23 protein-coding genes are annotated in these 25,553 nt (G+C 61.1%); 17 read left to right on the forward strand and 6 right to left on the reverse strand.

The features are described 5' to 3' along the window. Positions 1–211: 211 nt before the first annotated feature. From C6Y56_RS27080 to C6Y56_RS27110, 7 genes are all read left to right on the forward strand, one after another. Entirely contained in the window at positions 212–1,567 is a 1,356-nt protein-coding gene (locus C6Y56_RS27080; protein ID WP_169432309.1) for a M16 family metallopeptidase, read from the forward strand. Beyond that, positions 1,560–3,047, forward strand: coding sequence for a M16 family metallopeptidase (locus C6Y56_RS27085; protein WP_169432310.1), 1,488 nt, complete (start codon positions 1,560–1,562; stop codon positions 3,045–3,047). Before C6Y56_RS27080 ends, C6Y56_RS27085 begins: the two co-directional genes overlap by 8 nt. Continuing rightward, positions 3,047–3,658 carry a 16S rRNA (guanine(966)-N(2))-methyltransferase RsmD gene (rsmD, locus tag C6Y56_RS27090; protein ID WP_169432311.1) on the forward strand — a complete coding sequence of 204 codons (612 nt, stop codon included), beginning with the start codon at positions 3,047–3,049 and terminating at the stop codon, positions 3,656–3,658. Before C6Y56_RS27085 ends, rsmD begins: the two co-directional genes overlap by 1 nt. 104 nt (positions 3,659–3,762) lie before the next feature. After that, entirely contained in the window at positions 3,763–5,106 is a 1,344-nt protein-coding gene (locus tag C6Y56_RS27095) for a M16 family metallopeptidase (RefSeq protein ID WP_169432312.1), read from the forward strand. Next, positions 5,099–6,592 (forward strand): M16 family metallopeptidase, encoded by a 1,494-nt coding sequence (locus tag C6Y56_RS27100; protein WP_169432313.1) that lies wholly within the window; start codon positions 5,099–5,101, stop codon positions 6,590–6,592. The genes C6Y56_RS27095 and C6Y56_RS27100 overlap by 8 nt, the downstream gene beginning before the upstream one ends. A gap of 66 nt (positions 6,593–6,658) precedes the next feature. After that, on the forward strand, positions 6,659–7,675 hold the full coding sequence (locus C6Y56_RS27105; protein WP_249314349.1) for a hydrolase: 1,017 nt from the start codon (positions 6,659–6,661) through the stop codon (positions 7,673–7,675). 4 nt (positions 7,676–7,679) lie between these two features. Further along, positions 7,680–8,510 (forward strand): AraC family transcriptional regulator, encoded by an 831-nt coding sequence (locus tag C6Y56_RS27110; protein ID WP_169432314.1) that lies wholly within the window; start codon positions 7,680–7,682, stop codon positions 8,508–8,510. Positions 8,511–8,516: 6 nt separating this feature from the next. On the opposite strand, the gene C6Y56_RS27115 is transcribed toward C6Y56_RS27110, so the two are convergent. Both C6Y56_RS27115 and C6Y56_RS27120 read right to left on the reverse strand, forming a co-directional pair. Next, positions 8,517–9,371, reverse strand: coding sequence for a sulfurtransferase (locus C6Y56_RS27115; protein WP_169432315.1), 855 nt, complete (start codon positions 9,369–9,371; stop codon positions 8,517–8,519). A gap of 28 nt (positions 9,372–9,399) precedes the next feature. Further along, a complete protein-coding gene (locus C6Y56_RS27120) occupies positions 9,400–10,071 on the reverse strand; it encodes a TetR/AcrR family transcriptional regulator (protein ID WP_169432316.1) in 672 nt (223 codons plus the stop codon). Positions 10,072–10,217: 146 nt separating this feature from the next. On the opposite strand from C6Y56_RS27120, the gene C6Y56_RS27125 reads away from it, so the two are divergent. The 5 genes from C6Y56_RS27125 (at position 10,218) to C6Y56_RS27145 (ending at position 14,805) form a co-directional block, all read left to right on the forward strand. Then, positions 10,218–11,648, forward strand: coding sequence for a coniferyl aldehyde dehydrogenase (locus tag C6Y56_RS27125; RefSeq protein WP_169432317.1), 1,431 nt, complete (start codon positions 10,218–10,220; stop codon positions 11,646–11,648). A gap of 24 nt (positions 11,649–11,672) precedes the next feature. Then, entirely contained in the window at positions 11,673–12,218 is a 546-nt protein-coding gene (locus tag C6Y56_RS27130) for a twin-arginine translocation pathway signal protein (protein WP_169432318.1), read from the forward strand. A 42-nt stretch (positions 12,219–12,260) separates the two neighbouring features. Then, a complete protein-coding gene (locus C6Y56_RS27135) occupies positions 12,261–13,856 on the forward strand; it encodes a GMC family oxidoreductase (RefSeq protein WP_169432319.1) in 1,596 nt (531 codons plus the stop codon). 115 nt (positions 13,857–13,971) lie between these two features. Beyond that, positions 13,972–14,451 carry a pantetheine-phosphate adenylyltransferase gene (coaD, locus tag C6Y56_RS27140; RefSeq protein ID WP_003229157.1) on the forward strand — a complete coding sequence of 160 codons (480 nt, stop codon included), beginning with the start codon at positions 13,972–13,974 and terminating at the stop codon, positions 14,449–14,451. A gap of 102 nt (positions 14,452–14,553) precedes the next feature. Further along, on the forward strand, positions 14,554–14,805 hold the full coding sequence (locus C6Y56_RS27145; RefSeq protein WP_003195146.1) for a YfhL family 4Fe-4S dicluster ferredoxin: 252 nt from the start codon (positions 14,554–14,556) through the stop codon (positions 14,803–14,805). Between the two features lie 38 nt (positions 14,806–14,843). Here the strand turns inward: C6Y56_RS27145 and C6Y56_RS27150 are convergent, their stop codons facing one another. The 3 genes from C6Y56_RS27150 to C6Y56_RS27160 all read right to left on the reverse strand — a co-directional run bounded on the left by C6Y56_RS27150 (position 14,844) and on the right by C6Y56_RS27160 (position 16,887). Beyond that, complete coding sequence (locus tag C6Y56_RS27150) at positions 14,844–15,167, reverse strand: multidrug transporter (RefSeq protein ID WP_169432320.1); 324 nt, start codon at positions 15,165–15,167, stop codon at positions 14,844–14,846. 67 nt (positions 15,168–15,234) lie between these two features. Continuing rightward, on the reverse strand, positions 15,235–16,047 hold the full coding sequence (gene mutM, locus C6Y56_RS27155; protein ID WP_169432321.1) for a bifunctional DNA-formamidopyrimidine glycosylase/DNA-(apurinic or apyrimidinic site) lyase: 813 nt from the start codon (positions 16,045–16,047) through the stop codon (positions 15,235–15,237). A 27-nt stretch (positions 16,048–16,074) separates the two neighbouring features. Further along, positions 16,075–16,887 (reverse strand): HDOD domain-containing protein, encoded by an 813-nt coding sequence (locus C6Y56_RS27160; protein ID WP_169432715.1) that lies wholly within the window; start codon positions 16,885–16,887, stop codon positions 16,075–16,077. A 267-nt stretch (positions 16,888–17,154) separates the two neighbouring features. On the opposite strand from C6Y56_RS27160, the gene C6Y56_RS27165 reads away from it, so the two are divergent. The 5 genes from C6Y56_RS27165 to ilvD all read left to right on the forward strand — a co-directional run bounded on the left by C6Y56_RS27165 (position 17,155) and on the right by ilvD (position 24,146). Next, complete coding sequence (locus C6Y56_RS27165; protein WP_169432322.1) at positions 17,155–18,351, forward strand: class I SAM-dependent rRNA methyltransferase; 1,197 nt, start codon at positions 17,155–17,157, stop codon at positions 18,349–18,351. 445 nt (positions 18,352–18,796) lie between these two features. Continuing rightward, complete coding sequence (locus C6Y56_RS27170; protein ID WP_169432323.1) at positions 18,797–19,870, forward strand: SagB family peptide dehydrogenase; 1,074 nt, start codon at positions 18,797–18,799, stop codon at positions 19,868–19,870. Then, the gene (locus tag C6Y56_RS27175; RefSeq protein ID WP_169432324.1) at positions 19,867–20,823 is read left to right on the forward strand and encodes a diiron oxygenase; all 957 of its coding nucleotides are present in this window, start codon (positions 19,867–19,869) and stop codon (positions 20,821–20,823) included. The genes C6Y56_RS27170 and C6Y56_RS27175 overlap by 4 nt, the downstream gene beginning before the upstream one ends. Further along, the gene (locus C6Y56_RS27180; RefSeq protein WP_169432325.1) at positions 20,816–22,048 is read left to right on the forward strand and encodes an MFS transporter; all 1,233 of its coding nucleotides are present in this window, start codon (positions 20,816–20,818) and stop codon (positions 22,046–22,048) included. Before C6Y56_RS27175 ends, C6Y56_RS27180 begins: the two co-directional genes overlap by 8 nt. A gap of 256 nt (positions 22,049–22,304) precedes the next feature. After that, the gene (gene ilvD, locus C6Y56_RS27185) at positions 22,305–24,146 is read left to right on the forward strand and encodes a dihydroxy-acid dehydratase (RefSeq protein WP_169432326.1); all 1,842 of its coding nucleotides are present in this window, start codon (positions 22,305–22,307) and stop codon (positions 24,144–24,146) included. Between the two features lie 128 nt (positions 24,147–24,274). Here ilvD and C6Y56_RS27190 read toward each other — a convergent pair whose 3' ends face one another. Beyond that, the gene (locus tag C6Y56_RS27190) at positions 24,275–25,330 is read right to left on the reverse strand and encodes a haloacid dehalogenase-like hydrolase (RefSeq protein ID WP_169432327.1); all 1,056 of its coding nucleotides are present in this window, start codon (positions 25,328–25,330) and stop codon (positions 24,275–24,277) included. Between the last annotated feature and the right edge of the window lie 223 nt (positions 25,331–25,553).

Here is a 25,553-nt window from a genome sequence, read left to right on the forward strand (position 1 = left end):
AGATTGATCAACACGAAGGACTGGTAGGCCATCGTCGGGGAAAAAGCAGAGTCTAGCGGACAAAATCCAGATTAAATCCGCAAATAGCATCACCTGCCTGCCGATCAAAGGCCTTATAGGCGTGGCCCCCAGTAAAACGGATCAGTATCCTAGCACCCTCTCGCCCGCCGACGCTAAGACCAAGCGGGCAGCCCAACAGGTTTAAAAACGAATGAATGCTCTAGCCCGCCGCGCCGCAGGCCTGTTGCTCAGCACAGTCTGCCTGCCCCTTTCGGCCCTGGCGGCCGACCCGCAACCGACTCACGAATTCACCCTCGACAACGGCTTGAAGATCGTCGTGCGCGAAGACCATCGCGCACCGGTGGTGGTGTCGCAGGTCTGGTACAAGGTCGGTTCCAGCTACGAAACCCCGGGCCAGACCGGTCTGTCCCACGCCCTCGAACACATGATGTTCAAGGGCAGCGAAAAAGTCGGCCCCGGCGAAGCCTCGCTGATCCTGCGCGACCTCGGCGCCGAAGAGAATGCCTTCACCAGCGACGACTTCACCGCTTATTACCAAGTGCTGGCCCGCGACCGTCTGGGCGTGGCCTTCGAACTGGAAGCCGACCGCATGGCCAACCTGCGCCTGCCGGCCGACGAGTTCGCCAAGGAAATCGAAGTCATCAAGGAAGAGCGCCGCCTGCGCACCGACGACAAGCCGATGTCCAAGGCCTACGAGCGCTACAAGGCCATGGCCTACCCGGCCAGCGGTTATCACACGCCGACCATCGGCTGGATGGCTGACCTGGAGCGGATGAAGGTCGAAGAGCTGCGTCACTGGTATCAGTCCTGGTACGTGCCGAACAACGCCACGCTGGTGGTGGTCGGCGACGTGACCCCGGACGAGGTGAAGACCCTCGCCCAGCGCTACTTCGGGCCGATCCCGAAACGCGACGTGCCGCCGGCGAAAAAGCCGCTGGAACTGGCCGAGCCCGGCGAACGCCAGATCACCCTGCACGTGCAGACCCAGCTGCCGAGCCTGATGCTCGGCTTCAACGTCCCGAGCATTGCCACCGCCGAAGACAAACGTTCGGTCAACGCCTTGCGCCTGATTTCGGCATTGCTGGACGGCGGCTACAGCGGCCGCATCCCGACCCAACTGGAGCGCGGCGAAGAGTTGGTGTCCGGCGGTTCATCGAGCTACGACGCCTACACGCGCGGTGACAGCCTGTTCACCCTGTCGGCCACGCCGAACACCCAGAAGAAAAAGACCATGGCCCAGGCTGAAGCCGGCCTGTGGAAACTGCTGGAACAGCTGAAAACCACCGCGCCGTCCGCCGAAGAGCTGGAACGTGTGCGTGCCCAGGTCATCGCCGGTCTGGTCTTCGAGCGCGATTCGATCACCAGCCAGGCCACCGCCATCGGCCAACTGGAGACCGTGGGTCTGTCGTGGAAGCTGATGGACACCGAACTGGCGGATCTGGAAAGCGTCACCCCGCAAGACATCCAGAACGCCGCCAAGCTGTATTTCACCCGCGAACGTCTCAGCGTCGCCCATGTCCTGCCACTGGAGACGACTCATGAGTGAGCGCAAAACCCCACGCCTGCTGCTCGGCCTGATCGCCGTGGCCATCATCGGCTCCGCGGCACTCTATCTGGCGCCGAGCGACGACAGCAAGGCCAGCGAAGCGCTGGATAACGCCAAGTCCAGCCAGAAGCTGCAATCGCTGGCCGAACTCGACGGCAAGGCCCCGGCCAGCCGCAAGCTCGACGTACAGACCTGGAACACCGCCGAAGGCGCCAAGGTGCTGTTCGTCGAGGCTCGCGAACTGCCGATGTTCGACATGCGCCTGATCTTTTCCGCCGGCAGCAGCCAGGACGGCAATGCACCGGGCCTGGCCCTGTTGACCAACGCCATGCTCAACGAAGGTGTGGCGGGCAAGGACGTCGGCGCCATCGCTCAAGGCTTCGAAGGCTTGGGCGCGGACTTCGGCAACGGCGCCTATAAAGACATGGCCATCGCGTCGCTGCGCAGCCTCAGTGCTGCCGACAAACGCGAGCCGGCGCTGAAGCTGTTCTCGGAAGTGGTGGGCAAACCGACCTTCCCGGCCGACTCCTTCGCGCGCATCAAGAACCAGATGCTCGCCGGTTTCGAGTACCAGAAACAGAACCCCGGCAAACTCGCCAGCCTGGAATTGATGAAGCGTCTGTACGGCGATCATCCGTATGCCCATTCCAGCGACGGCAACGCGCAAAGCGTACCGAAGATCACGCTGGCGCAACTGCGTGAATTCCACGCCAGGGCCTATGCGGCCGGCAACGTGGTGATTGCGCTGGTGGGCGATCTGTCCCGCAGCGAAGCCGAGGCGATTGCCAACCAGGTGTCCGCTGCGCTGCCAAAAGGCCCGGCGCTGGCGAAAGTCGAGCAACCGACCGAGCCGAAAGCCGGCATCGGCCACATCGAGTTTCCGTCGAAGCAGACCAACCTGATGCTCGCGCAACTGGGCATCGACCGTGATGACCCGGACTATGCCGCACTGTCGATGGGCAACCAGATCCTCGGGGGCGGTGGCTTCGGCACCCGTTTGATGAGCGAAGTCCGCGAGAAACGCGGCCTGGCCTACGGCGTGTATTCGGCGTTCAGCCCGATGCAGGCGCGCGGCCCGTTCATGATCAATCTGCAGACCCGCGCGGAAATGAGCGAAGGCACCCTGAAACTGGTGCAGGACGTGCTCGCCGACTACCTGAAGACCGGCCCGACCCAGAAAGAACTCGATGACGCCAAGCGCGAACTGGCCGGCAGCTTCCCGCTGTCCACGGCGAGCAACGCCGATATCGTCGGCCAGCTCGGCGCCATGGGCTTCTACAATCTGCCGTTGAGCTATCTGGACGATTTCATGCGTCAGTCCCAGAGCCTGACCGTCGAGCAGGTCCGCGACGCCCTGAACAAACACCTGAGCACGGACAAAATGGTCATCGTCAGCGCTGGCCCGACCGTGCCGCAAAAGCCGTTACCGGCCCCATCTGATAAACCTGCCGAGCAGCCGCTCGGGGTTCCGGAGCATTAATGGCCAGTCCAAAGAAACCTGTACAAAAACTGCACAACGGTGTGAACCAGTTGCGCATCATCGGCGGCGAATGGCGCAGCCGCAAACTGAGCTTCCCGGATGCGCCGGGCCTGCGTCCGACGCCGGACCGGGTACGCGAAACCCTGTTCAACTGGCTCGCGCCATACGTTGCCGGGGCCAAGGTGCTCGATCCGTTCGCCGGCAGCGGCGCGCTGTTTCTGGAAGCGCTGTCCCGTGGCGCGTCCATGGGCCAGGCACTGGATGCCAGCCATGTCGCGGTCTCCAGCCTGAAAGAACACCTCGGCACGCTGCGCTGCACCAACGGCCACGTACAGACCGCCGACGCCCTGCGCTATCTGGAAACCCAGACCGCAACCGCGTTCGACCTGGTGTTCCTCGACCCGCCCTTCAACCAGAACCTGTTGCCTGCCGTGTGCACGCTGCTGGAAGAACGCCAATGGCTGGCGGATGATTCGTGGATCTACACTGAAAGTGAAACCGCGCCATCGACTCTCGGCCTGCCAGGCAACTGGCGCCTGCACCGCGAACAGAAATCCGGGCGGGTGTACTACGCGCTGTGGCAACGCAGCGTGCCCTCTCCTGACGTCTGATGAACGCAGTATTCGGCGTGCGGTAGATAACTACCGCACGCCGCCCGCGCAAAATCTCCACAGTGGATTACGCATTTCAGTAATCTATTGAGGACGAATCACTTATGGACACTTTGTGCAGCAGGATGCTGCCTTGTCTGGCCTTTGCCCCGCTGCTGGCGCTGGCCGACCCACTACCGACTACCCACGAGTTTCTGCTGGACAACGGCTTGAAGGTCATCGTCCGCGAAGATCACCGGGCCCCGCTGGTCACCTCCCAACTGTGGTTCAACGTCGGATCGGCCGACGAAGCGCCAGGCCAGACAGGGCTGTCGCATGCACTGGAACACATGCTTTACAAGGGCAGCAGCAAGACTTGCCCGGGCGAGGCGTCCGCGATCCTGGAGTCGTTGGGGGCATCGGAAAATGCCTTTACCAGCAAAGACGTCACTGCCTACCATCAGACGCTGCCCAAGCCTTATCTGGGGGTTGCGTTCGAATTGATGGCCGACATGATGTCGACTGCTCACCTCAAACCCGAAGACTTCGCCTCCGAGATCAGTGTCATTCAAGAAGAGCGCCGCTTGAATGTGGAAGACAGTTCTCTGGACACCGCCATGGAACGTCTGGAAACCCTGGCCTACCCATCCAGCAGCTACCGAACGCCCGTCATCGGCTGGATGAATGACCTGCACGGCTTGAACACCACTCAGTTGCGGGACTGGTATGAGTCACGCTATGCCCCCGGCAATGCCACGCTGGTAGTCGTCGGTGACGTCACGCTCGATTACGTTCAGCCCCTGGCTCAGCGCTACTTCGGCGGCCTCGCCAGTCGCCCTTTTCCCCAAGCCGTGAAACCGCGAGAACTGTCGGAACCGGGAGAGCGCCGAATCACACTCAACCAACCGGTTCCTGCCCCCGAACTGATCATGGCATTCAACGTTCCCAGCCTGGCTACTGCAGAGACATATCAGACCGCGCATGCATTGCGCCTGATCGAAATGTTGCTGGCAGGCTCCCAGAGCGCACGTCTGCAAAAACGCCTGCTGCACCATGAACATATGCTCAGTCACGTCGACGCCAGCTATGACCTTTACAGTCGTGGCGACACCCTCCTGATATTGCGCACCCGACTCGACAACTCGCACTCGGCCAGTCCTGACGAGGCGCAATCAAGAGTCTGGGATCTGCTTGAGGAGCTGCGTACCACGCCTCCTCCCATCGACGAACTGGAACGCGCGCGAACCCAATTGATCGCCCGAAGTTTTTTTGCACGAGATTCGATCGATAGCACTGCCCAACATCTGGCCGCACTCGAGAGCATTGGCCTGTCGTGGCAATTGCTCGATCAGGAGATTGCCGAGTTAAAGAGCGTGACGCCTGAGGACATCCGTCAGACCGCTGAAAAATATCTGATCCGCGAACGCCTCAGTACCGCCCATGTGCTCATGGAGAAAAAACATGGATAAATCTGCGCACATCTTTGGGCCTGCCCTGGCCTGTTTCGCATTCATCGGTTGGCTGTCAGCCAGCCCGGCTGCTGCCCTTACCGCGCCAGTCGCCTTTCCCGAGTCCCGATTGCAATCATTGTCGGAAACAGACACGACCCGACAGAGCCCACGCCCATTGATCATCCAGGGCTGGAAAACCACGACAGGCATCAAAACGTTATTCATCCGCACCACGGAGCTGCCGATGTTCGATGTTCACGTCAGCTTCGCCTCCGGCAGCGCACACGATGGCGACACCCCCGGCCTGGCAGCGGTGACCTTCAGCCTGTTCAACGAAGGTGTGAGCGGCAAGCGTGATCATGCAGCGATCGCCGAAGTCTTTGACGGGCTGGGTGCGAAGCTCGGCATGGATCTGGATCAGGAGCGTGCTACCTTCACGTTGCGCAGCCTCAGCGATCCAGACAAAAGCAGCCCGGCCCTGCAATTGTTCACGCAAATGCTGGGGCAGCCTTCTCTTACCGAAGAAGCTCTGCTCAGGGTCAAGAGCGAGCTTCGCGGGTTGCAGCTGGCACAACAGCAACAACCTGCGGAAATTGCTGCGCAACGCCTTCAGGAGCTGCTGGCCCCGGACACGCCATACGCCCGTCCGCTCTACGGAACCGATGCCGGCCTGACCTCGATCACCCGCCAGGCCGTACAAGCGTTCCACCGCCAAACCCACTCGGCAAGCCAAACACAAATTACGTTGGTGGGAGATCTTTCCGTCGAACAGGCGCAGGCCATCAGCCTGCAAATCACCAACGCACTCCCCGCGCCCCTCGTCGCACTCCCCGCAGTCGAACCGCCCAAATCGTTCGGCATGGAAATGCATCGCCATGTCGAGCGTGCACAGGAACAGACTCACGTATTGCTTGGGCAACCGAGCCTGTCGCGCCAACACGACGACTTCGTCGTACTGTATGCCGCGACGCAGATTTTCGGCAGGGGTGCGAACTCCCGTCTGATGACCGAACTGCGGCACAAACGCGGTCTCGTGTACGACGCCAGCATTCGCACCAAAGACTGGGCGGGCAGCGGACTGACATCAATCGCTCTGCAGACCAGCCCCCAATTCGCGAATGAAACGGTGGCACTGGTGAAATCGATGCTCAGCAATTTCCAGCGTGAAGGCCCCTCGCAGGAGGAACTCGATCACTTCAAGCGCGGACTGGCCAACACCAATATCATTGGCAGCGCCAGCAACGAGCAGATTCTCGGGCGCCTGGCCGAGATCAACCGTCATCACTTGCCACTGGACCTGGATTTCTTCGCGCAACAGGTGCAGCGCCTGACGCTTGAGCAGATCAGAATGGCAGTGGACAAACATTTGCCAGACGATCAGTGGCGGGTAGTGACCATAGGTCCGACGGTCCAGCAACTGCCGCTCCCGCAACCGGCCATTGTCCCGACCGTCGAGCCGTCAGGGCATTCGTGTCGCGCTGATGCAGGCTTTGTGGCAAGTTAGACCTCCCTTGAAGTGACAGCGCTTTGCATGACTGTCACTTCATGCATGACACCGTCGAGATTTACCGTGCGCGCACTTCTTTCTCCTTCCGAACCCGGATTTCGTTTCACGCCCGCCTTCGGCCTCGGCAATCCGCACCTGCAAACCTTGTGGGGGCCGCTGTGGCGCAAAACCGTACACCTTGATCGCCAGCGCGAACGGCTGTGGCTGGAGGACGGTGACTTCCTCGACCTCGACTGGCATGGCCCACACAGCGCCGACGCGCCATTGGTGCTGGTATTGCACGGGCTGACCGGTTCTTCCAACTCGCCTTACGTCGCCGGGATCCAGGCAGCGCTCGCAGCACAGGGCTGGGCCAGTGTCGCGCTGAACTGGCGTGGCTGCTCGGGCGAGCCGAATCTGTTGCCGCGAAGCTACCATTCCGGCGCCAGCGAAGACCTCGCCGAAGCCATCCGTCATTTGAAAGCCAAGCGACCGCTGGCGCCGCTGTATGCGGTCGGCTACTCCCTCGGCGGCAACGTGTTGCTCAAGCATCTGGGGGAAACCGGCAGCGCCAGCGGCGTGCTCGGCGCAGTGGCGGTGTCGGTGCCGTTTCGACTGGATCAATGCGCCGACCGTATCGGCCAGGGCTTTTCGAAGGTCTATCAAGCGCACTTCATGCGCGAAATGGTCGCCTACATCAAGAACAAGCAGCGCCAGTTCCAGCACGACGGACGCGAGGACGGTCTGGCCGCACTGGCAGCCCTCGGCTCGCTGGAAAACATGCGTACCTTCTGGGATTTCGACGGCCGGGTGACCGCGCCGCTGCACGGTTTTGTCGATGCCGAGGATTACTATCGCCGTGCGTCGAGCCGCTACTTTCTTGGGGAAATCCGCACGCCGACCCTGATCATTCAAGCGGCGGATGATCCGTTCGTGTTTCCCCACAGCCTGCCGCAGGCCAGCGAGCTGTCGACCTCGACGCAGTTCGAATTGCAGAGCAAGGGTGGCCATGTCGGTTTCGTCGACGGCTCATTCCGCCAACCGGGTTATTACCTGGAACGGCGCATTCCCCAATGGCTGGCCGAATCGGGGCGCGGGTGAGGTCATGAGCGATCAGGGCGAGTCGATCCGTTTCTGGCAAACCGCGCCATTGGCCGGCGTCGAACTGCTCTCGGCGCGCTACATCGAGCATCGTTTCGCCCCGCATGTCCATGACGGCTATGTGATCGGCATGATCATGGCCGGCGCCCAGCGCTACCGCTATCGCGGCGCCGAACACCTGGCGGGCAGTGGCACGCTGGTGCTGATCAACCCGGACGAATTGCACACCGGCCACAAAGGCACCGAGGACGGCTGGCTGTACCGTGCGTTCTATCCGGACACCGGCAAGATTGTCTCGTTGCTCGAAGAACTGGAACTGCCGACCACGCCAATGCCAGCCTTTGGCGCGACGCTGTACCGCGATCCGGATCTGGTCAACGGCTTCAGCCAGTTGCACCGTTTACTGGAAAGCCCCGCCACCGCGCTGCAACAACAGACGGTATGGCGCGAAATGATGATGCGGCTGTTGCAACGCCACGCGGCGGTGCAGATCAACGGCAAGCCCGGCAAAGAGCACCGCGCAGTGGCGATGGCCAAGGAGTTGCTGCACGCGCAACTGGCGGCGCCGCCCTCGCTGGAAGAACTGGCGGCGGCGGTGAACCTGTCGCCCTTCCACTTCGCCCGGGTGTTCCGCCGCGCCACCGGCATGCCGCCCCACAGCTGGCTGATGCAGCAGCGGATCGCCTGCGCCCGGGGCTTGTTGCAGAGCGGCTGCCTGCCGGTGGAAGTCGCCACCCGGCTGGGCTTTGCCGACCAGAGCCATCTGAGCCGGCAGTTCAAACAGGTTTACGGCGTGGGGCCGGCGGCCTATCGCAGCGCGCGGCTGGATCGCTGAACGCGTTTACTCGCCCGTAGCGATACCGCGCGAAGGCTCATTGATCCACTCGCTCCACGATCCGGCATACAAAGAACCCAATGGGTAACCCGCCAGGCACAGGGCGAACAGGTTGTGACACGCCGTCACCCCGGAGCCGCAGTAAGCCACCAGATCGTTCGGCGAACGCTCGCCGAGTTTCGCGGCGAAACGCTGCTTGAGCTGATCGGCCGGCAGGAAACGCCCGTCGCTGCCCAGGTTGTCGGTGAACGCCGCGCATTGCGCGCCGGGAATGTGCCCCGCTATTGGATCGATCGGCTCCACTTCGCCTTTGAACCGCGGCAAGGCGCGGGCATCGAGCAGGGTCAGGGCCGGCTGGCCCAGGCGCTGCTGCAATTGCTCGGCGCTGAGCAGCAGGCTCATGTCCGGCTGGCCGCTGAAGTTGCCCCGGGCCGCTGACGGTGGATCAAGACTCAACGGCAGCCCCGCCGCATGCCAGGCCTTGAGCCCGCCATCGAGAATGAACACGCCGTCACGCTTGCCCAGCCACGCCAGCAACCACCAGGCCCGCGCCGCATAGGCGCCCGGGCCGTCGTCATACAGAACCACGTCGCTGTCGTTGTCGATGCCGAACGCTTGCAGGCGTTCGATCAGCGCCGCCGGCTCCGGCAGTGGATGGCGACCGGTCACACCCTTGGTCAACGGGCCGCTGAGGTCGCGCTCAAGATCGGCGAAGTGTGCCCCGGCAATGTGCCCCTCGGCGTAGCTGCGCTGGCCGTAATCCGGGTCTTCGAGGGCAAAACGGCAATCGAGAATCACCAGCCCCGGCCGCGCCTTGCGGGCATCCAGTGCGGTCGGGCTGATCAGTTGCGCAATCGGCATAGCGAACGACTCCAGTGAGGAAATGGGCTTACGGTCTTTCTTCGAGGGCCTGGGCCAGCGGCACGTAGAACTCTTCGAACAAGGCGTTGACCTCATCGCGGGCCTGCTCGGTGACGAACCCTGCTTCCAGCACCAGCACCTGATACACGCCGCGCTTAATGGCCTGCTCGCTGAGGTGGTTGGAGTTTTCCCGGGTCGTGCACAGGAAGCGCACCCAAGAGGTGAGGATGATCCACGCGTTGAGGGTCAGGGATTCGATCTGCACCCGGTCCATTTTCAGGATGCCGGCGGCGACGAAACCTTCATAGATGGCCGCGCCCTGAATCACGCAGCGCTGGGAAAAGCGCCGGTAACGCCCGGCCAGATCCGGATCGCTGTCGAGCAGATGCTCGAGATCGCGATGCAGGAAACGGTAGCGCCACATCGCCGACAGCAGTTCCTTGAGGTAGAAACGCTTGTCTTCGACCGTCGCCGGCCGCCCCTGAGGCGGGCGCAGGAAGCTGTCGACCAGGCTTTCGTACTCACTGAACAGCACAGCGATGATCGCCTGCTTGTTGGGGAAGTGGTAGTACAGATTGCCCGGAGAAATCTCCATGTGGGCGGCGATGTGATTGGTGCTGATGCTGCGCTCGCCCTGCTGATTGAACAGCTCGAGGCTGTTCTGCACGATGCGCTCGCTGGTTTTGATCCGTGGGGCCATGGCTTGAGCTTTAATTCAGAGTGCGTTGGGGGGCATCTTACGACCTAACCGGAATTGGATAAAACCGTGACGCACCAGGAAGTCATTTGACTTTCTAGAGCATAGACTCTAGAAAGTTCCTCACGACAACAAATCCGGAGCCGACAATGACCGCCGATATTGCCTACCTGCAATCGTTGAAACAGCCGTTGGAGGCGCTCAACCGGTTATTCGAAGCCCAGCGCGCCGCCTACGCCGCCAACCCGATGCCGCCTGCCGCCCAGCGCCAGCAATGGCTCAAGGCCCTGCGCGATCTGCTGAGCAGCGAACGTCAGGCGCTGGTCGAGGCGATCAGTTCTGACTTCAGCCATCGCAGCGCCGATGAAACCCTGCTCGCCGAGCTGATGCCGAGCCTGCACGGCATTCATTACGCCAGCCGGCATATCAGCCAATGGATGAAGCCTTCTCGGCGCAAGGTTGGCGTCGCCTTCCAGCCGGCATCGGCAAAAGTCGTGTATCAGCCGCTGGGCGTAGTGGGCGTTATCGTGCCGTGGAACTACCCGCTGTTCCTGGCCATGGGCCCGTTGACCGGCGCGCTCGCGGCAGGCAACCGGGTGATGCTCAAACTCAGCGAATCGACCCCGGCCACCGGACTGCTGCTCAAGGAATTGCTGGCGCGGATCTTCCCCGAAGATCTGGTGTGCGTGGTGCTCGGCGAGGCCGATGTCGGTGTAGCGTTTTCGAAACTGCGCTTCGATCACCTGCTGTTCACCGGCGCCACCAGTATCGGCAAGCACGTGATGCGCGCGGCGGCGGAAAACCTCACGCCAGTGACTCTGGAGCTGGGCGGCAAGTCGCCGGCCATCGTTTCCCACGACGTGCCGCTCAAGGACGCCGCCGAACGCATCGCCTTCGGCAAGACCCTCAACGCCGGCCAGACCTGCGTGGCCCCGGACTACGTGCTGGTGCCGGAAGAGCGCGTCGGCGGTTTCGTCGAAGCCTATCGCCAGGCCGTGCGCGGGTTTTATCCGACACTCGCCGACAACCCGGACTACACCGCCATCATCAATGAACGCCAACTGGCGCGTCTCAACGGCTACCTCAGCGACGCCACCAGCAAGGGTGCGCTGCTGATTCCGTTGTTCGACCAGGGCCAGGGCCGACGCATGCCTCACAGCCTGCTGCTGAATGTCAGCGACGAAATGACAGTGATGCAGGACGAAATCTTCGGCCCGCTGCTGCCGATCGTGCCGTACCAGAATCTGGATCAGGCATTTGCTTACATCAATCAGCGACCACGTCCTCTGGCTCTTTACTACTTCGGCTACGACAAACGCGAACAGAACCGCGTGCTCCATGAAACCCATTCCGGAGGAGTTTGCCTGAACGACACCTTGTTGCATGTGGCCCAGGACGACATGCCGTTCGGCGGTATCGGACCGTCGGGGATGGGCCATTACCACGGGCACGAAGGTTTTCTGACCTTCAGCAAGGCCAAGGGCGTGCTGGTCAAACAGCGCTTCAACGCGGCGAAGCTGATCTACCCGCCGTACGGCAAAACCATTCAGAAACTGATCCAGAAACTGTTCATTCGCTAACGTCACCGCCGGGTAATAACAACAATGCACCCAAGCCTGACCGAAACACCCGCCCTCTCGCGCCGTGGCCTGCTGAAATTCAGTCTGGGCGCCACGGCTTTCCTCGCCACCGCCGGCCTTGGTGCCAGCCTCAGCGGCTGTTCGTCGAGCGTATCGGTCAACGGATTCGCCACGTTGCGCAGCGGTGATCTGCTGTTTCTGCGCGCACTGATTCCAGTAATGCTGGATGGCGCCGTTGCTGTGGAAAAGATGCCCGCCGCTGTCGATGGAACCCTGAAGTCCCTGGACTACAGCCTCGATCACCTGTCACCGGAAATGCTCAAGCTCACCCGGCAACTGTTCGATGTACTGGGCATGGCGGTGACGCGCGGGCCATTGACCGGAATCTGGGGCAGTTGGGAAAACGCCAGCCCCGAGGCGATCCGCCACTTCCTCGAACGCTGGGAAAACAGCTCGCTGAGCCTGCTGCGCATGGGCCACAGCTCCCTGCAGCAAATGGTGATGATGGCCTGGTACACCCGCGCCGAATCCTGGGCCCATTGCGGTTACCCCGGCCCGCCCGCCGTTTGAGCCTGGCGACCCACGCAAAAAAATAATAAGAGAACCTGATCGATGCCCGTACCCGACCCGTTTCGCGAAGGCCTTGCCCGTGGCTGGAAAACCTACAACGGCGCACAACTGAACGATGACCTGACCCTGGAAGCCGACGTGGCGATCATCGGCAGCGGCGCTGGCGGCGGCACCACGGCGGAAATCCTCAGCGCCGCCGGCTACAAGGTGCTGCTGATCGAAGAAGGCCCGCTCAAGACCAGCAGCGACTTCAAACTGCTGGAAGACCAGGCCTACAGCAGCCTCTATCAGGAAGGCATCGGCCGCATGAGCAAGGACGGCGCAATCACCATCCTTCAGGGCCGCGCGGTCGGTGGCACCACCCTGATCAACTGGACTTCGAGCTTTCGCACCCCCGAGCCGACCCTCGAACACTGGGCCAAGGAGCACAACGTCAAAGGCCACAGCCCCGCCGACATGGCGCCGTGGTTCGAAAAAATGGAGCAGCGTCTCGGTGTCGCCCCGTGGAGGGTGCCGCCCAACGCCAACAACGACGTGATCCGCAAAGGCTGCGAACAGCTCGGCTACAGCTGGCACGTGATCCCGCGCAACGTGCGCGGCTGCTGGAACCTCGGCTATTGCGGCATGGGCTGCCCGACCAACGCCAAGCAATCGATGATGGTCACCACCATTCCGGCGACCCTGGAAAAGGGTGGCGAGCTGCTCTATCTGGCCCGCGCCGAAAAACTGCTGATCAACGGCGACAAGGTGACCGGGCTGCGATGCGTGGCGATGGACGAACGCTGCGTCGAACCGACCGGACGCCAGATCACGGTCAAGGCTCGCCATTACGTGCTGGCCGGTGGCGGGATCAACAGCCCAGCCCTGCTGCTGCGCTCGGACGCGCCGGATCCGCATCGACGCCTCGGCAAACGCACCTTTCTGCACCCGGTGAACATGTCCGCCGGGCGCTTCGACGAGGTCATCAACCCGTTTTACGGGGCGCCACAATCAATCTACTCCGACCATTTCCAGTGGAAGGACGGCACCACCGGGCCGATGGCCTTCAAACTCGAAGTGCCGCCGCTGCACCCGGCGCTGGCCGCCACCCTGCTCGGCGGCTTCGGCCAGGAAAACGCCCGGCACATGGCGGATCTTCCGCACACCCACGCCATGCTGGCATTGCTGCGTGACGGCTTTCATCAGGACAGCCAGGGCGGCAGTGTCGAATTGCGTGGCGACGGTTCGCCAGTGCTGGATTATCAGGTGTCGTCCTACGCCTGGGACGGTTTGCGCCGGGCCTTCCACGTCATGGCCGAGATCCAGTTCGCCGGTGGTGCCAAAGCGGTGATGCCGATGCACGCCGATGCGCGTTATGTGAACAGCCTGGCCGAGGCGCGCACGATGATCGACGGTTTGAGCCTTGAGCTGTACCGCACTCGCCTGGGCAGCGCCCACGTCATGGGCGGTTGTGCGATGGGCGAAGACCCGAAGACCGCCGTTACCGACAGCCTTGGCCGCCATCATCAGTTGAGCAATCTGTCGATTCATGACGGCTCGCTGTTCCCCACCAGCATCGGCGCCAATCCGCAGCTGTCGGTGTATGGTCTGACAGCACAACTGGCGACATCCCTCGGCGAACGGTTGAGAAACCCGTGAAAAAGCCGAAGATTCGTACCGCCTATAGTGCTTTCTTACCCAAAAGGCGACTTGGCCGACCGGGACGGCTGCGATACCATCCGACTCCCCAACGGATTCCCGCCAGGACGACGCGATGAACCGAGTGTTGTACCCAGGTACCTTCGACCCTATTACCAAGGGCCATGGCGATCTGGTCGAACGCGCCTCGCGCCTGTTCGATCACGTAATCATCGCCGTTGCCGCCAGCCCCAAGAAAAATCCGCTGTTCCCGCTGGAACAACGGGTCGAGCTGGCCCGCGAAGTCACCAAGCACCTGCCCAACGTGGAAGTGGTCGGCTTCTCGACGCTGCTGGCGCATTTCGCCAAAGAGCAGAACGCCAACGTGTTCCTGCGTGGCCTGCGCGCGGTGTCGGACTTCGAATACGAATTCCAGCTGGCCAACATGAACCGCCAGTTGGCGCCGGATGTGGAGAGCCTGTTTCTCACCCCGTCCGAGCGTTATTCGTTCATTTCCTCGACACTGGTGCGGGAAATTGCAGCCCTGGGCGGCGATATCAGCAAGTTCGTCCACCCGGCAGTGGCTGATGCCCTGACCCTGCGCTTCAAGAAGTAACGACCGTTCAAACGGTGCCCGCGTGCACTGCGGGCGCCAATGCGGCACAATTGCGCGCATTGATTTATTGCGCCCGGGCCCGCCGCCCCGGCTGGAGTTAGCATGTCCCTGATCATCACCGACGATTGCATCAACTGCGACGTCTGCGAACCTGAGTGCCCGAACGCCGCCATTTCCCAAGGCGAAGAGATCTACGTGATCGACCCGAACCTGTGCACCCAGTGCGTCGGCCACTACGACGAACCGCAGTGCCAACAGGTCTGCCCGGTGGATTGCATTCCGCTGGACGAAGCCCATCCGGAGACTGAAGAACAGTTGATGGAGAAGTACCGCAAGATTACCGGCAAGGCTTGAGTCTCTGACCGCGATCGCAGCGCAAGGCTGCGATCGCGTCATTCACGCTGCTCGAATCCTTCCCCGGTACATCCCAGACAGCGCACGAACGCCGCTTTCGCCGGTGCCACCACCAGCGCCTCCCCCGCATCGCCAACGCCGCCACCCAGCGCGGTAAACGGCAACGACACCACGAACACCCCCGCACCGATCACTGTGGCCGCCACCAGCAAGGGGCGGGCAATCAGCAGATCGCCGATCATGGCGTAGGCCGGTGGATTCTGGATGGCGTAACGCGGATCACCGCTGCCGCCTTCCGTGGCCTGAACGGTCAGGCTGGAACACAGCAGCAGTGCGAGGAAAAGGGCTAGCGAGGATTTCATGGCACGATCCTTCGGGCTGAACAGTGAGACAACTCACTATAGACCGTAGGACTTTTTCAGCTTTTCGTCAGGTCTGGCAGCGCGGGCAGAAAACGCTGGCCCGCTGGCCCAGCTTCACGTCCCGCAGGCCTGTGCCGCAGACCTTGCAGTGCTCGCCACCGCGACCGTAAACAAACAGTTCCTGCTGGAAATACCCCGGCTGCCCGTCACCACCGATGAAATCGCGCAACGTGGTACCGCCACGCTCGATGGCAGCGGCGAGGATGCGTTTGATCTCGATCGCCAGCTTCAGATAGCGCGCCCGGGAAATACCTTTGGCTTCGCGGCGCGGATCAATACCGGCGGCGAACAGCGCCTCGGTCGCGTAAATGTTACCGACGCCCACCACCACCGCGTTGTCCATGATGAACGGCTTGACCGCCATCGACCGTCCGCGTGACAGCTGAAACAACCGCTCGCCATCGAACAGATCGGTCAACGGCTCCGGCCCCAGGCGAATCAGCAACTCGTGATTAAGCGGGTCAGTGCTCCAGAGCATCGCCCCGAAACGCCGTGGATCGGTGTAGCGCAGGGCCAGGCCCGACTCCAGTTCGATGTCGACATGCTCATGCCTGGCCGCCGGCATCCCGACCTCCACCAGCCGCAAATTGCCCGACATGCCCAGATGGCTGATCAGCGTGCCGACTTCGGCGTTGATCAGCAGATACTTGGCGCGCCGCTCGACCAGCACGATGCGCTGCCCGGACAGGCGCACATCGAGGTCCTCGGGAATCGGCCAGCGCAGCCGCCGGTCACGTACGATCACGCGGCTGACGCGCTGGCCTTCCAGGTGCGGGGCGATGCCGCGGCGGGTGGTTTCGACTTCCGGCAATTCAGGCATGAGCGTCTCGAATCAGGAGCGGTTTGATCAGTGTGCGCCGAGTTCGCGGATCGTCTGCTTCAGGGTTTCGAAGTCGTAATCCGAGAGACCGATGTATTCGAGCACCAGCGGCCCGACAGCCTGCCACTCGAAGTCTTCGCTCTGATTGCCCAGCACCCGGTACGACGCGCAGATATGCTCGGCCATTTTCAGGATCGCCAGCAGGTTTTTCATCTGACTGTTGCGCGAAGTCTCGTCGCTGAAGATCGCCATGGCGTTGTGGTGATTGGCGATGGCCGCGCTGACATGCTCCGGCAGGCGCCAGGACTTGGCCGTGTAGTAACCCACCACCGAATGGTTGGTGTTGTAGACGCGGTTTTCGGTATCCACCACCCGGCATTCGGCACTGGCGTTGGCGTAAGCCTCTTCGAGCGTCTTCATATAGTCCGGGAAGCGCTGAAGCATCAACGGCACGCCGCAGTCATGGAACAAGCCCAAGGCGTAGGCCTCGTCGCTCGCCTCGGTACCGACGCGCTTGGCCAGGGTCAGGCAGGTCATGGCCACGTCCTGGGCGGTGTCCCAGAACCGGTTGAGGGTGACGATGGTGTCATCGTTCATCTCGCCCTTGATCGACATCGCGTTGATCAGATTGATGATCGAACGGCTGCCCAACAGGTTCACCGCGCGCTTGATCGAGGTGATCTTGTTGCTCAGGCCGTAATAGGGCGAATTGACGATTTTCAGCAGTGAGCCGGACAGGCCGGGATCCTGGGAGATCAGCTTGGCGATCGTCTCCAGATCCGGATCGGGCATGTACTGCTCCATTTGCAGATCCACCATGATCTGCGGCTGCGCGGGCACACTGATGCCTTGCAGGGACTGTTGAATCTGTTCGGTGGTCAGCTCTTGGGACATAAGTACACACTCTGGGACAGGCGGCGATTCTAACCCCTAAAAACCGACGAACGACACATCGCGGGGCAGATCGGCGGAAACTTTCATTCAAGACCATCGAGCGAATTCTGACTTCGTCCGTTTGCGCGCCAGGCCGGGGCGCCACATGTCCAGCATCGAACCTGCATGCATCGCAACACGGTATACTCCCGCTCTTTTTTCCGGAGCGACGTCATGTCCCTGCCTAGCTTGCGCCTCAAAGCCAACGCCGACCGTCGCCTGCGCGCCGGCCACCTGTGGGTCTACAGCAACGAAATCGACGTGGCCGCCACCCCGTTGCACGGCTTCAAGGCCGGCGACCAGGCGATCCTTGAAGCCGCCGGCGGCAAGCCGATGGGCATCGTGGCCATGAGCCCGAACAACCTGATCTGCGCCCGCCTGCTGTCGCGCGACATCAAGCTGGCGCTGGACAAGTCGCTGCTGGTGCATCGCCTGAACGTAGCGCTTTCCCTGCGTCAGCGCCTGTTCGACAAACCGTTCTATCGCCTGGTCTACGGCGACTCCGACCTGCTGCCGGGTCTGGTGGTCGACCGTTTCGGCGACATCCTCGTGGTGCAGATCGCTTCCGCCACCATGGAAGCCCATAAAGATGACGTGATCGCGGCACTGACCCAAGTGCTCAAGCCGAGCGGCATCCTGTTCAAGAACGACTCCGCCGCCCGTGACGCCGAAGGTCTGGAGCGCTACACCGAAACCGTATTCGGCCTGGTACCGGAGTGGGTGCCTCTGGAAGAGAACGGCGTGAAATTCGAAGCCCCGGTGATCCAGGGCCAGAAGACCGGCTGGTTCTACGACCACCGCATGAACCGCGCACGCCTGGCGCCTTACGCCAAAGGCAAACGCGTGCTGGACCTGTACAGCTACATCGGAGGCTGGGGTGTGCAGGCTGCCGCGTTCGGCGCCAGCGAAGTGTTCTGCGTCGATGCATCGGGCTTCGCCCTCGACGGCGTCGAGCGCAATGCCGCGCTGAACGGCTTTGCCGACAAGATGACCTGCATCGAAGGCGACGTCTTTGAAGCCCTGAAGGAACTCAAGGCCAGCGAAGAACGCTTCGACGTGATCGTGGCCGACCCGCCTGCGTTCATCAAGCGCAAAAAGGACATGAAAAACGGTGAAGGCGCCTACCGCCGCCTGAATGAGCAAGCCATGCGTCTGCTCAACAAGGACGGCATCCTGGTCAGCGCTTCGTGCTCGATGCACCTGCCGGAAGATGATCTGCAGAACATCCTGCTGACCAGCGCCCGCCACCTGGACCGCAATATCCAGCTGCTGGAGCGCGGCGGTCAGGGCCCGGATCACCCGGTACACCCGGCCATTGCTGAAACCCGCTACATCAAGAGCATCACCTGCCGCCTGCTGCCCAACAGCTGACAGGCGCACGGCATTGATGCTGTTGAAAGGGGAGCCCGCGGGCTCCCCTTCTTTTTGTCTTGCACTGTGCTTTCCTACATTTAACGTCCTGCCGTCGTGCAGGATATTTCCTTAAATACTTTATTTTCCGAAATTTAACTTACACATTCACTCCCAGCCAAAGATCACTCCGACAAAATTACTGGATAATTCCTACTTAATATTTGCTTGCGATTAATCCATTACAAACTATTATTAAGTCGTCACCACGGAGGTGACACCAACTAACCACGAAGCAACAATGAACAAGGAGTTCAATCATGAAAGCAATTACTCTGGAATCCCGTACCCTCGCAAACCTGGCTTTTCTGGTCGCACCTAAAGCCCGCTAAGTAAGGTGGGCGCTGGGTATGCCGGCTACCCAGCGCCTCTGACAACGCACCTATCCAGAGCAGCGTGCCCCAACATGCATATAAATCCTTATTTATTCATACTGCCACGAACGCCCGGCCAGATAGTCTGGAACTACAAAGACCATACTCAGCACGAACTTGATCTCGAATACTCTTCTCGACTGACACAACTTATCCACGATCCGGACTTATATGACAGCAACAACATAATAGACACGCAACTTCTAAAAGCCGGAATATTGACTTCTTTAAAAGTCACAGCGCCGGTCTGGGGCTGGGATGAACTGTCAAGGATCTACCATATCGGCACGCGGAATATTCCCTGCGAACACACTCCCCGAAATATTCAGGAATGGTCCAGGCAATACCTCGAACACTGCGAGACAGTGCTTGCCACTTCACCTCCGGCGGACGCCTCTGCAGACAACGGTCCAAATGCACTCATCGCCCTGCCAGCACCATTGGCACTGAATGACGATACCCTGTCGAGTTCGCTCACCCGGCGCAAGACCTGCCGGTCCTTCACCGGCGCCCCCCTGTCGCTGGACGATGTCGGCACCTTGCTATACCTGTCTCTCGGTTACCTGCGAGAACGCGAGGCCGACTGTGACGACAGCATCGCCGAAGGGCTTGGCGCGCGGCGCAGCAGCCCTTCCGGGGGCGGGCTCAACGCCTGCGAAGGTTACTTGCTGATCCAGAACGCCGAAGGCCTGGCACCCGGCGTATATGCCTATCACCCGGCGGAACATGCCTTGAGCCTGATCAATCTGCCACCCGACACGGCACTGGGTAATCTCCTGGGAGGGCAGCACTTCATCAATAACCTGCCAATGGGCCTGTTCATCACCGCCCGCTTCGACAGACTCTGGTGGAAGTATCCCCACTCGCGCGCCTATCGAATGGCATTCGTCGAAGCCGGACACCTCTCACAGACGTTTCAACTGGTGGCCACTGCCCTGGGCATGAACACCTGGCTGACAGGTGCGTTTTCCGACGACCAGGTCGAGCGCTTGCTGAAACTCGAGAACAGTGCGGAACAACCCTTGTTCTTCGTCGGTTGCGGGGAAAGCGACGGTCAGGCGATGTGCCAGGAAATGCGTGACCTGTTGCGCGAGACGCAAGCATGAGCCTTCTCTCCCACGCCCCGACCTTCGAGTTTTCACTGGGCGACTGGAACACTCGCGCTTCGGTGCGCACCAGTGCCCACGATTACCGCTTGCCGGCTGATATAGCGCAGCAACTGGAAACCCGTCATTGGTTCCCGCCGGCATTTCTGCCCTATCTCGCGCACCCTGCCATCAAGGCGTCGGGCCGTTCGATGCTGCACCGACTCACGGCCAATCATCTGGTGCACTTTCTTGACTACACAACCCTGCTGGAGCACCGCATCGTCAATCGCGCCGTGGAAGTCATCGTTCACGGCGAACTGCCGATCGATGTTCCGCCGCTCATGAAAACTGCCGCGCTGCAGCTCTACACCGACGAGGGTTACCACGCCCTGTTCTCTCATCAGGTCGCGGAGCAGATCGCCGGGCTCTACGCCATCACCGCGCGCCCGGTGACGCCCAGGCGGATCATTCGCATGAACAGGCTGATCGCCAAAACCCTTCCAGAGCAACAACCGCTGACATGGTTCCTGCTCGGCTTCGTCTCGGAAACCATCATTGCCCGGGAACTGCTCGACGTCTGCCGGGACAGCCTGGTGTCCGGGGTCAGTGACATGCTGCGCGATCACCTCACCGACGAGGCGCGCCACAGTCGCTACTTCACTGAAGTGTTCCACTACCTCTGGCTGCATCTGGACTCGCACCAGCGAACTTTCGCGGCCGCCACCCTGCTCGAGATCATCGTGATCTTCTTCGAAGCCGATGACCGGTGGCTGCGACGAAGCCTGCGCGACGCCGGGATTGACGACAGCGCGGTGCGGGAGATAGTCGACAGGTTGGTAACGGCGCAAGCCACCCGATTGCGCGCACGGACAGGCAGCATCGCCACATTGAATGCACTGAAGAAAGCCGGATTTTTTGCTGAATCTCAAAACCAGACACTTTTCGCCAGGGCGGGACTGATCGATGGATAACAGAAAATCCGGGATGACGACCCGACAGCGTCGCGGGGCCGTCAGCCTGTTGCTCGCGTTGGTACTGCTGGGTGTATTTCCACTGGACGTCCTGCTGCCTTCGTTCCCGGCGCTGGCCGAACACTTTCGCAGCACCCCGGCTGACATCGCGCTGTCCATCAGCCTGTTCGCCGTCGGCATCGCCTTCGCCCAGATGCTGATCGGGCCGCTGTCGGATGTGATCGGGCGCAAGGGTTTGCTGCTCGCCGGCATGAGCGTTTCAATGCTCGGCGCCCTCGGCTGTGTCATGACCACTGATTATTCGCTGTTCCTGATGTTCCGGGTCGTGCAGGCGCTGGGCTGCGGTTGCTTCGTACTGTCCCAGGCACTGGTCCAGGATCTGTTCGAAGGTCAGGAACGTGATCGCCTGCGAATCCTGATGGTCACCGCCGGCGGGATTTTCATCTCGATATCCCCTCTTGCCGGTACGTTCTTGCAGGCAACACTGGGATGGCGTGGCAGCTTCTGGGTGTTCATCGCGTTATCAGCCGCCGTGCTGCTCAAGGCCTGTCTGTTTCTGGAGAACACACGACCGACCACCCGTGGAACACGTACAAACTTCCTCACGGCTTACCGACAGGTTCTGGGGGATTTCGACTTTGTCGGCTACTGGCTGATTTCGGCATTTGCGTTCGCCTGCCACTTTTCATTCATCGTGATCTCGCCGCTGATCTTCATGGACCGGCTGCAATTGTCCGCTTACGAGTTCTCGTTGATCCTGCTGATCTACGGTGCGGCGTATGTCGCCGGTGGCATCCTCGCCAGCGTGCTGAGCAGGCGCATCACCAGTGGTCAGCAGATCGTTGTCGGCCTGAGCCTGATCCTGTTCGCCGGCGTGACCATGCTGTACCTGTCGTCGAGTTTTGCCCTGGCTGCGGCGACAGTGCTGATCCCGATGCTGATCTGCACCGCCGGCACCACCATTGCCCGACCGGCGGCCACGTCCAGGGCCATGAGCCTGTTTCCGGACAACGCCGGCACGTCGGCGTCGGCCGGCAGCACCATCATTTTCATCTGCGGCGGCCTCATCAGTGCCTTGATCAGCCTGAGCCCGACCAATCTGCAATCCACACTGGGTTACGCTTTTGTCTTGCTCAGTGGCGTGGCACTCACATTGAACAGCCGGATCAGCCGTCGCGCCAGAATCCTCCAAGCCGACGCCATTGCACAACCGAACGGTGATTAACCCTGCCGGTCGTCATTCCGCACGCAGCGTCAGCACTGGAACAACGTTTTGCGCCATTCCCTCCTGACGCCAGCGGTGTAGAATCGCGAGATTCATCGCCATTCATCCCCGGCGGGTTTATGAGCTCAGGCTGAGACCAGCGGCGATCCCGCAACGTCATCGGCAACTTCAGGACACACGGCCATTTCTGAGTGTTCCAGACGTCAATAGAAGCTCACTCCCTTTTGATACCTGATTTAGCCGCCCGGAGTGCTCCATGCCAGATTACCGCTCGAAAACATCCACCCACGGCCGCAACATGGCCGGCGCCCGCGCACTGTGGCGCGCCACCGGGATGAAAGATGACGACTTCAAGAAGCCGATCATCGCCATTGCCAACTCCTTCACCCAGTTCGTACCGGGCCACGTCCACCTGAAGGACTTGGGCCAGCTGGTTGCCCGTGAGATCGAACGCGCCGGTGGCGTGGCAAAAGAATTCAACACCATCGCCGTGGACGACGGCATCGCCATGGGCCACGACGGCATGCTCTATTCGCTGCCGAGCCGCGAGATCATTGCCGACTCCGTCGAGTACATGGTCAACGCCCACTGCGCCGACGCCATCGTCTGCATCTCCAACTGCGACAAGATCACCCCGGGCATGCTGATGGCCGCCCTGCGCCTGAACATTCCGGTGATCTTCGTTTCCGGCGGCCCGATGGAAGCTGGCAAGACCAAACTGGCCAGCCACGGTCTCGACCTCGTCGATGCCATGGTCATCGCCGCCGACTCCAGCGCTTCTGACGAGAAGGTTGCCGAGTACGAGCGCAGCGCCTGCCCGACCTGCGGTTCGTGCTCCGGCATGTTCACCGCCAACTCGATGAACTGCCTGACCGAAGCCCTGGGCCTCGCGTTGCCGGGCAACGGTTCGACCCTGGCCACCCACAGCGACCGCGAACAGCTGTTCCTGCAGGCCGGCCGTACCATCGTCGAACTGTGCAAGCGCTACTACGGCGAGAACGACGAGTCGGTCCTGCCGCGCAACATCGCCAACTTCAAGGCGTTCGAGAACGCGATGATGCTCGATATCGCCATGGGCGGTTCGACCAACACCATCCTGCACTTGCTGGCCGCCGCCCAGGAAGCCGAGATCGACTTCGACCTGCGCGACATTGATCGTCTGTCGCGCAAGGTGCCGCAACTGTGCAAGGTCGCGCCGAACATCCAGAAGTACCACATGGAAGACGTGCACCGCGCCGGCGGCATCTTCAGCATTCTCGGTTCGCTGGCCCGTGGCGGCCTGCTGCACACCGACCTGCCGACCGTGCACAGCCGCAGCATGGAAGAAGCCATCGCCAAGTGGGACATCACCCAGACCAACGATGAAGCCGTGCATCACTTCTTCAAGGCAGGTCCTGCCGGTATCCCGACCCAGACCGCGTTCAGCCAGTCGACCCGCTGGGAAACCCTGGACGACGACCGTGAAAACGGTTGCATCCGCAGCGTCGAACACGCCTATTCGAAAGAAGGCGGCCTGGCCGTGCTGTACGGCAACATCGCCCTGGACGGCTGCGTGGTGAAAACCGCCGGCGTCGACGAATCGATCCACGTGTTCGAAGGCAACGCGAAGATTTTCGAAAGCCAGGACAGCGCCGTGCGCGGCATCCTCGCCGACGAAGTGAAGGAAGGCGACATCGTCATCATTCGCTACGAAGGCCCGAAAGGCGGCCCGGGCATGCAGGAAATGCTCTACCCGACCTCGTACCTGAAATCCAAGGGCCTGGGCAAAGCCTGCGCCCTGCTGACCGATGGCCGTTTCTCCGGCGGCACCTCCGGCCTGTCCATCGGCCACGCTTCGCCAGAGGCTGCGGCGGGTGGCGCGATCGGCCTGGTACAGGACGGCGACAAGGTGCTGATCGACATTCCGAACCGCTCGATCAACCTGCTGATCAGCGACGAAGAACTGGCGGCTCGCCGGGTCGAGCAGGACAAGAAAGGCTGGAAACCGGTCGAACAGCGTCCACGCAAAGTGACCACCGCCCTCAAGGCCTACGCCCTGCTGGCGACCAGCGCCGACAAGGGTGCCGTGCGCAACAAGGCGATGCTCGACGGGCTGTAAGCGTCAACTCGCAGAAACAAAAATGCCCCGCCAAGTGCGGGGCATTTTTTTGCCTGACCGAAATCCCAATGTCACTGCAGATCAAAACTGTGGGAGCAAGCCCGCTCCCACATTGGATCTATGCAGGTTTACTGGATTTCTTCAGGTTTGACGATCACCCAGTTCTTGTCCGCCGTCACCGGCAAACCTTCTTTTGCCTGGGCCGCGGCATGCTTGGCCATCATGCCGTTGAGCTGGGCCATATACTTGTCCTTGCGGTTGACCCACAGGTGAATCCCACCCTTGGCCACGTCCACATCGTGGAACAGCATGTAGCCGTCGCTGGTCGGCGTGTCGCCACCCACCAGCACCGGTTTTTTCCATTCGTCGATGTAGGTCAGGATCGCCGCGTGCTTGCCGGCCATCCAGGTCGCCGGGGTCCAGAGGTATGGCGTCAGTTCCAGGCCGAGGTTGGCCTTCTCGTCATACTTGCCGGCGGCGATCTGCTTGCGTGCGGTGGTCAGTTCACCGGTCTCGCGGTTCTTCAGCAAGGTGGTCACACCGATAACGTTCTGCGGTTTGACGTTATAGCCGTACTTCGGATCGGCCGCGACCATCCGCACCAGTTCTTCGGAGGCGGCGGTCATCACGTAGACCTCAATGCCGTTCTCCATCAGTTTGTTGTACAGCTCAGCCTGACCGGTGAAGACTTTCGGCGGCTGCACGTCGATGTTCTTCACCACATCGCCTTCGTAATAGGTCGCCGGCACCGGCTTGCCCGACGCCATCAGTTCGTCGACGTAGCCTTTGAGTTCCTTGAGGGTGAAACCGGAGAACACCTGCGCCACCCATGGGTAGCAGACCATGTCGTCAACTTCGCAGAGGCGATAGTAGTAGCTGAACAGGCTTTCCTTGTGGTCGGCCGTGTCCTTGAACGGCATCAGTTTCAGCGACGGGTCGAGCTTGTCACGGGTGATCAGGCCCTTGTTTTCCATGAACGGCAGCAGCGACTCTTCCAGGTCGTAGCGGTAACTGGTGTTGTCCATGTCGAACACCGCGTAGTTACCCTTGTTGGCGTTGGCCGCAATCATCGCGTCCAGGGCCTTGGCCTGATCGGCCGGCCAGTGCTTGAGGTCAGTGGCGAACGCTTGGCCAACAAGGCCGAAGCAGAGTGCGGCAGCCAGCAATTTAGGTGCGAACTTCATTCTGCGTTTCTCCCCGATTGAAAGAGATCGACGCTAACAAATCAGTGTGACAGTTACCGTCTGTCAGCGACTGTCCACGTCCCTTTTGCGCCAACTGCATCCCCGAGAACGACACCCGCTTATTCCAAAAACGACGGACGACCTTTTATTTCGGTATTAAATCATTGGAAATCAAGCTGTTAGGCTTGCCGGTTCGCAACAGCCCCGGAAGGTTGTTGGCACA

Origin of the sequence: Pseudomonas fluorescens (assembly GCF_012974785.1) — a bacterium.
Lineage (GTDB): Bacteria > Pseudomonadota > Gammaproteobacteria > Pseudomonadales > Pseudomonadaceae > Aquipseudomonas > Aquipseudomonas fluorescens_BT.

Coding starts and splice junctions, on each gene's coding strand:
- C6Y56_RS27080 (WP_169432309.1), top strand. CDS start 212: ATGAATGCTCTAGCCCGCCGCGCCGCAGGCCTGTTGCTCAGCACAGTC.
- C6Y56_RS27085 (WP_169432310.1), top strand. CDS start 1,560: ATGAGTGAGCGCAAAACCCCACGCCTGCTGCTCGGCCTGATCGCCGTG.
- rsmD (WP_169432311.1), top strand. CDS start 3,047: ATGGCCAGTCCAAAGAAACCTGTACAAAAACTGCACAACGGTGTGAAC.
- C6Y56_RS27095 (WP_169432312.1), top strand. CDS start 3,763: ATGGACACTTTGTGCAGCAGGATGCTGCCTTGTCTGGCCTTTGCCCCG.
- C6Y56_RS27100 (WP_169432313.1), top strand. CDS start 5,099: ATGGATAAATCTGCGCACATCTTTGGGCCTGCCCTGGCCTGTTTCGCA.
- C6Y56_RS27110 (WP_169432314.1), top strand. CDS start 7,680: ATGAGCGATCAGGGCGAGTCGATCCGTTTCTGGCAAACCGCGCCATTG.
- C6Y56_RS27115 (WP_169432315.1), bottom strand. CDS start 9,371: ATGCCGATTGCGCAACTGATCAGCCCGACCGCACTGGATGCCCGCAAG.
- C6Y56_RS27120 (WP_169432316.1), bottom strand. CDS start 10,071: ATGGCCCCACGGATCAAAACCAGCGAGCGCATCGTGCAGAACAGCCTC.
- C6Y56_RS27125 (WP_169432317.1), top strand. CDS start 10,218: ATGACCGCCGATATTGCCTACCTGCAATCGTTGAAACAGCCGTTGGAG.
- C6Y56_RS27130 (WP_169432318.1), top strand. CDS start 11,673: ATGCACCCAAGCCTGACCGAAACACCCGCCCTCTCGCGCCGTGGCCTG.
- C6Y56_RS27135 (WP_169432319.1), top strand. CDS start 12,261: ATGCCCGTACCCGACCCGTTTCGCGAAGGCCTTGCCCGTGGCTGGAAA.
- coaD (WP_003229157.1), top strand. CDS start 13,972: ATGAACCGAGTGTTGTACCCAGGTACCTTCGACCCTATTACCAAGGGC.
- C6Y56_RS27145 (WP_003195146.1), top strand. CDS start 14,554: ATGTCCCTGATCATCACCGACGATTGCATCAACTGCGACGTCTGCGAA.
- C6Y56_RS27150 (WP_169432320.1), bottom strand. CDS start 15,167: ATGAAATCCTCGCTAGCCCTTTTCCTCGCACTGCTGCTGTGTTCCAGC.
- mutM (WP_169432321.1), bottom strand. CDS start 16,047: ATGCCTGAATTGCCGGAAGTCGAAACCACCCGCCGCGGCATCGCCCCG.
- C6Y56_RS27165 (WP_169432322.1), top strand. CDS start 17,155: ATGTCCCTGCCTAGCTTGCGCCTCAAAGCCAACGCCGACCGTCGCCTG.
- C6Y56_RS27170 (WP_169432323.1), top strand. CDS start 18,797: ATGCATATAAATCCTTATTTATTCATACTGCCACGAACGCCCGGCCAG.
- C6Y56_RS27175 (WP_169432324.1), top strand. CDS start 19,867: ATGAGCCTTCTCTCCCACGCCCCGACCTTCGAGTTTTCACTGGGCGAC.
- C6Y56_RS27180 (WP_169432325.1), top strand. CDS start 20,816: ATGGATAACAGAAAATCCGGGATGACGACCCGACAGCGTCGCGGGGCC.
- ilvD (WP_169432326.1), top strand. CDS start 22,305: ATGCCAGATTACCGCTCGAAAACATCCACCCACGGCCGCAACATGGCC.
- C6Y56_RS27190 (WP_169432327.1), bottom strand. CDS start 25,330: ATGAAGTTCGCACCTAAATTGCTGGCTGCCGCACTCTGCTTCGGCCTT.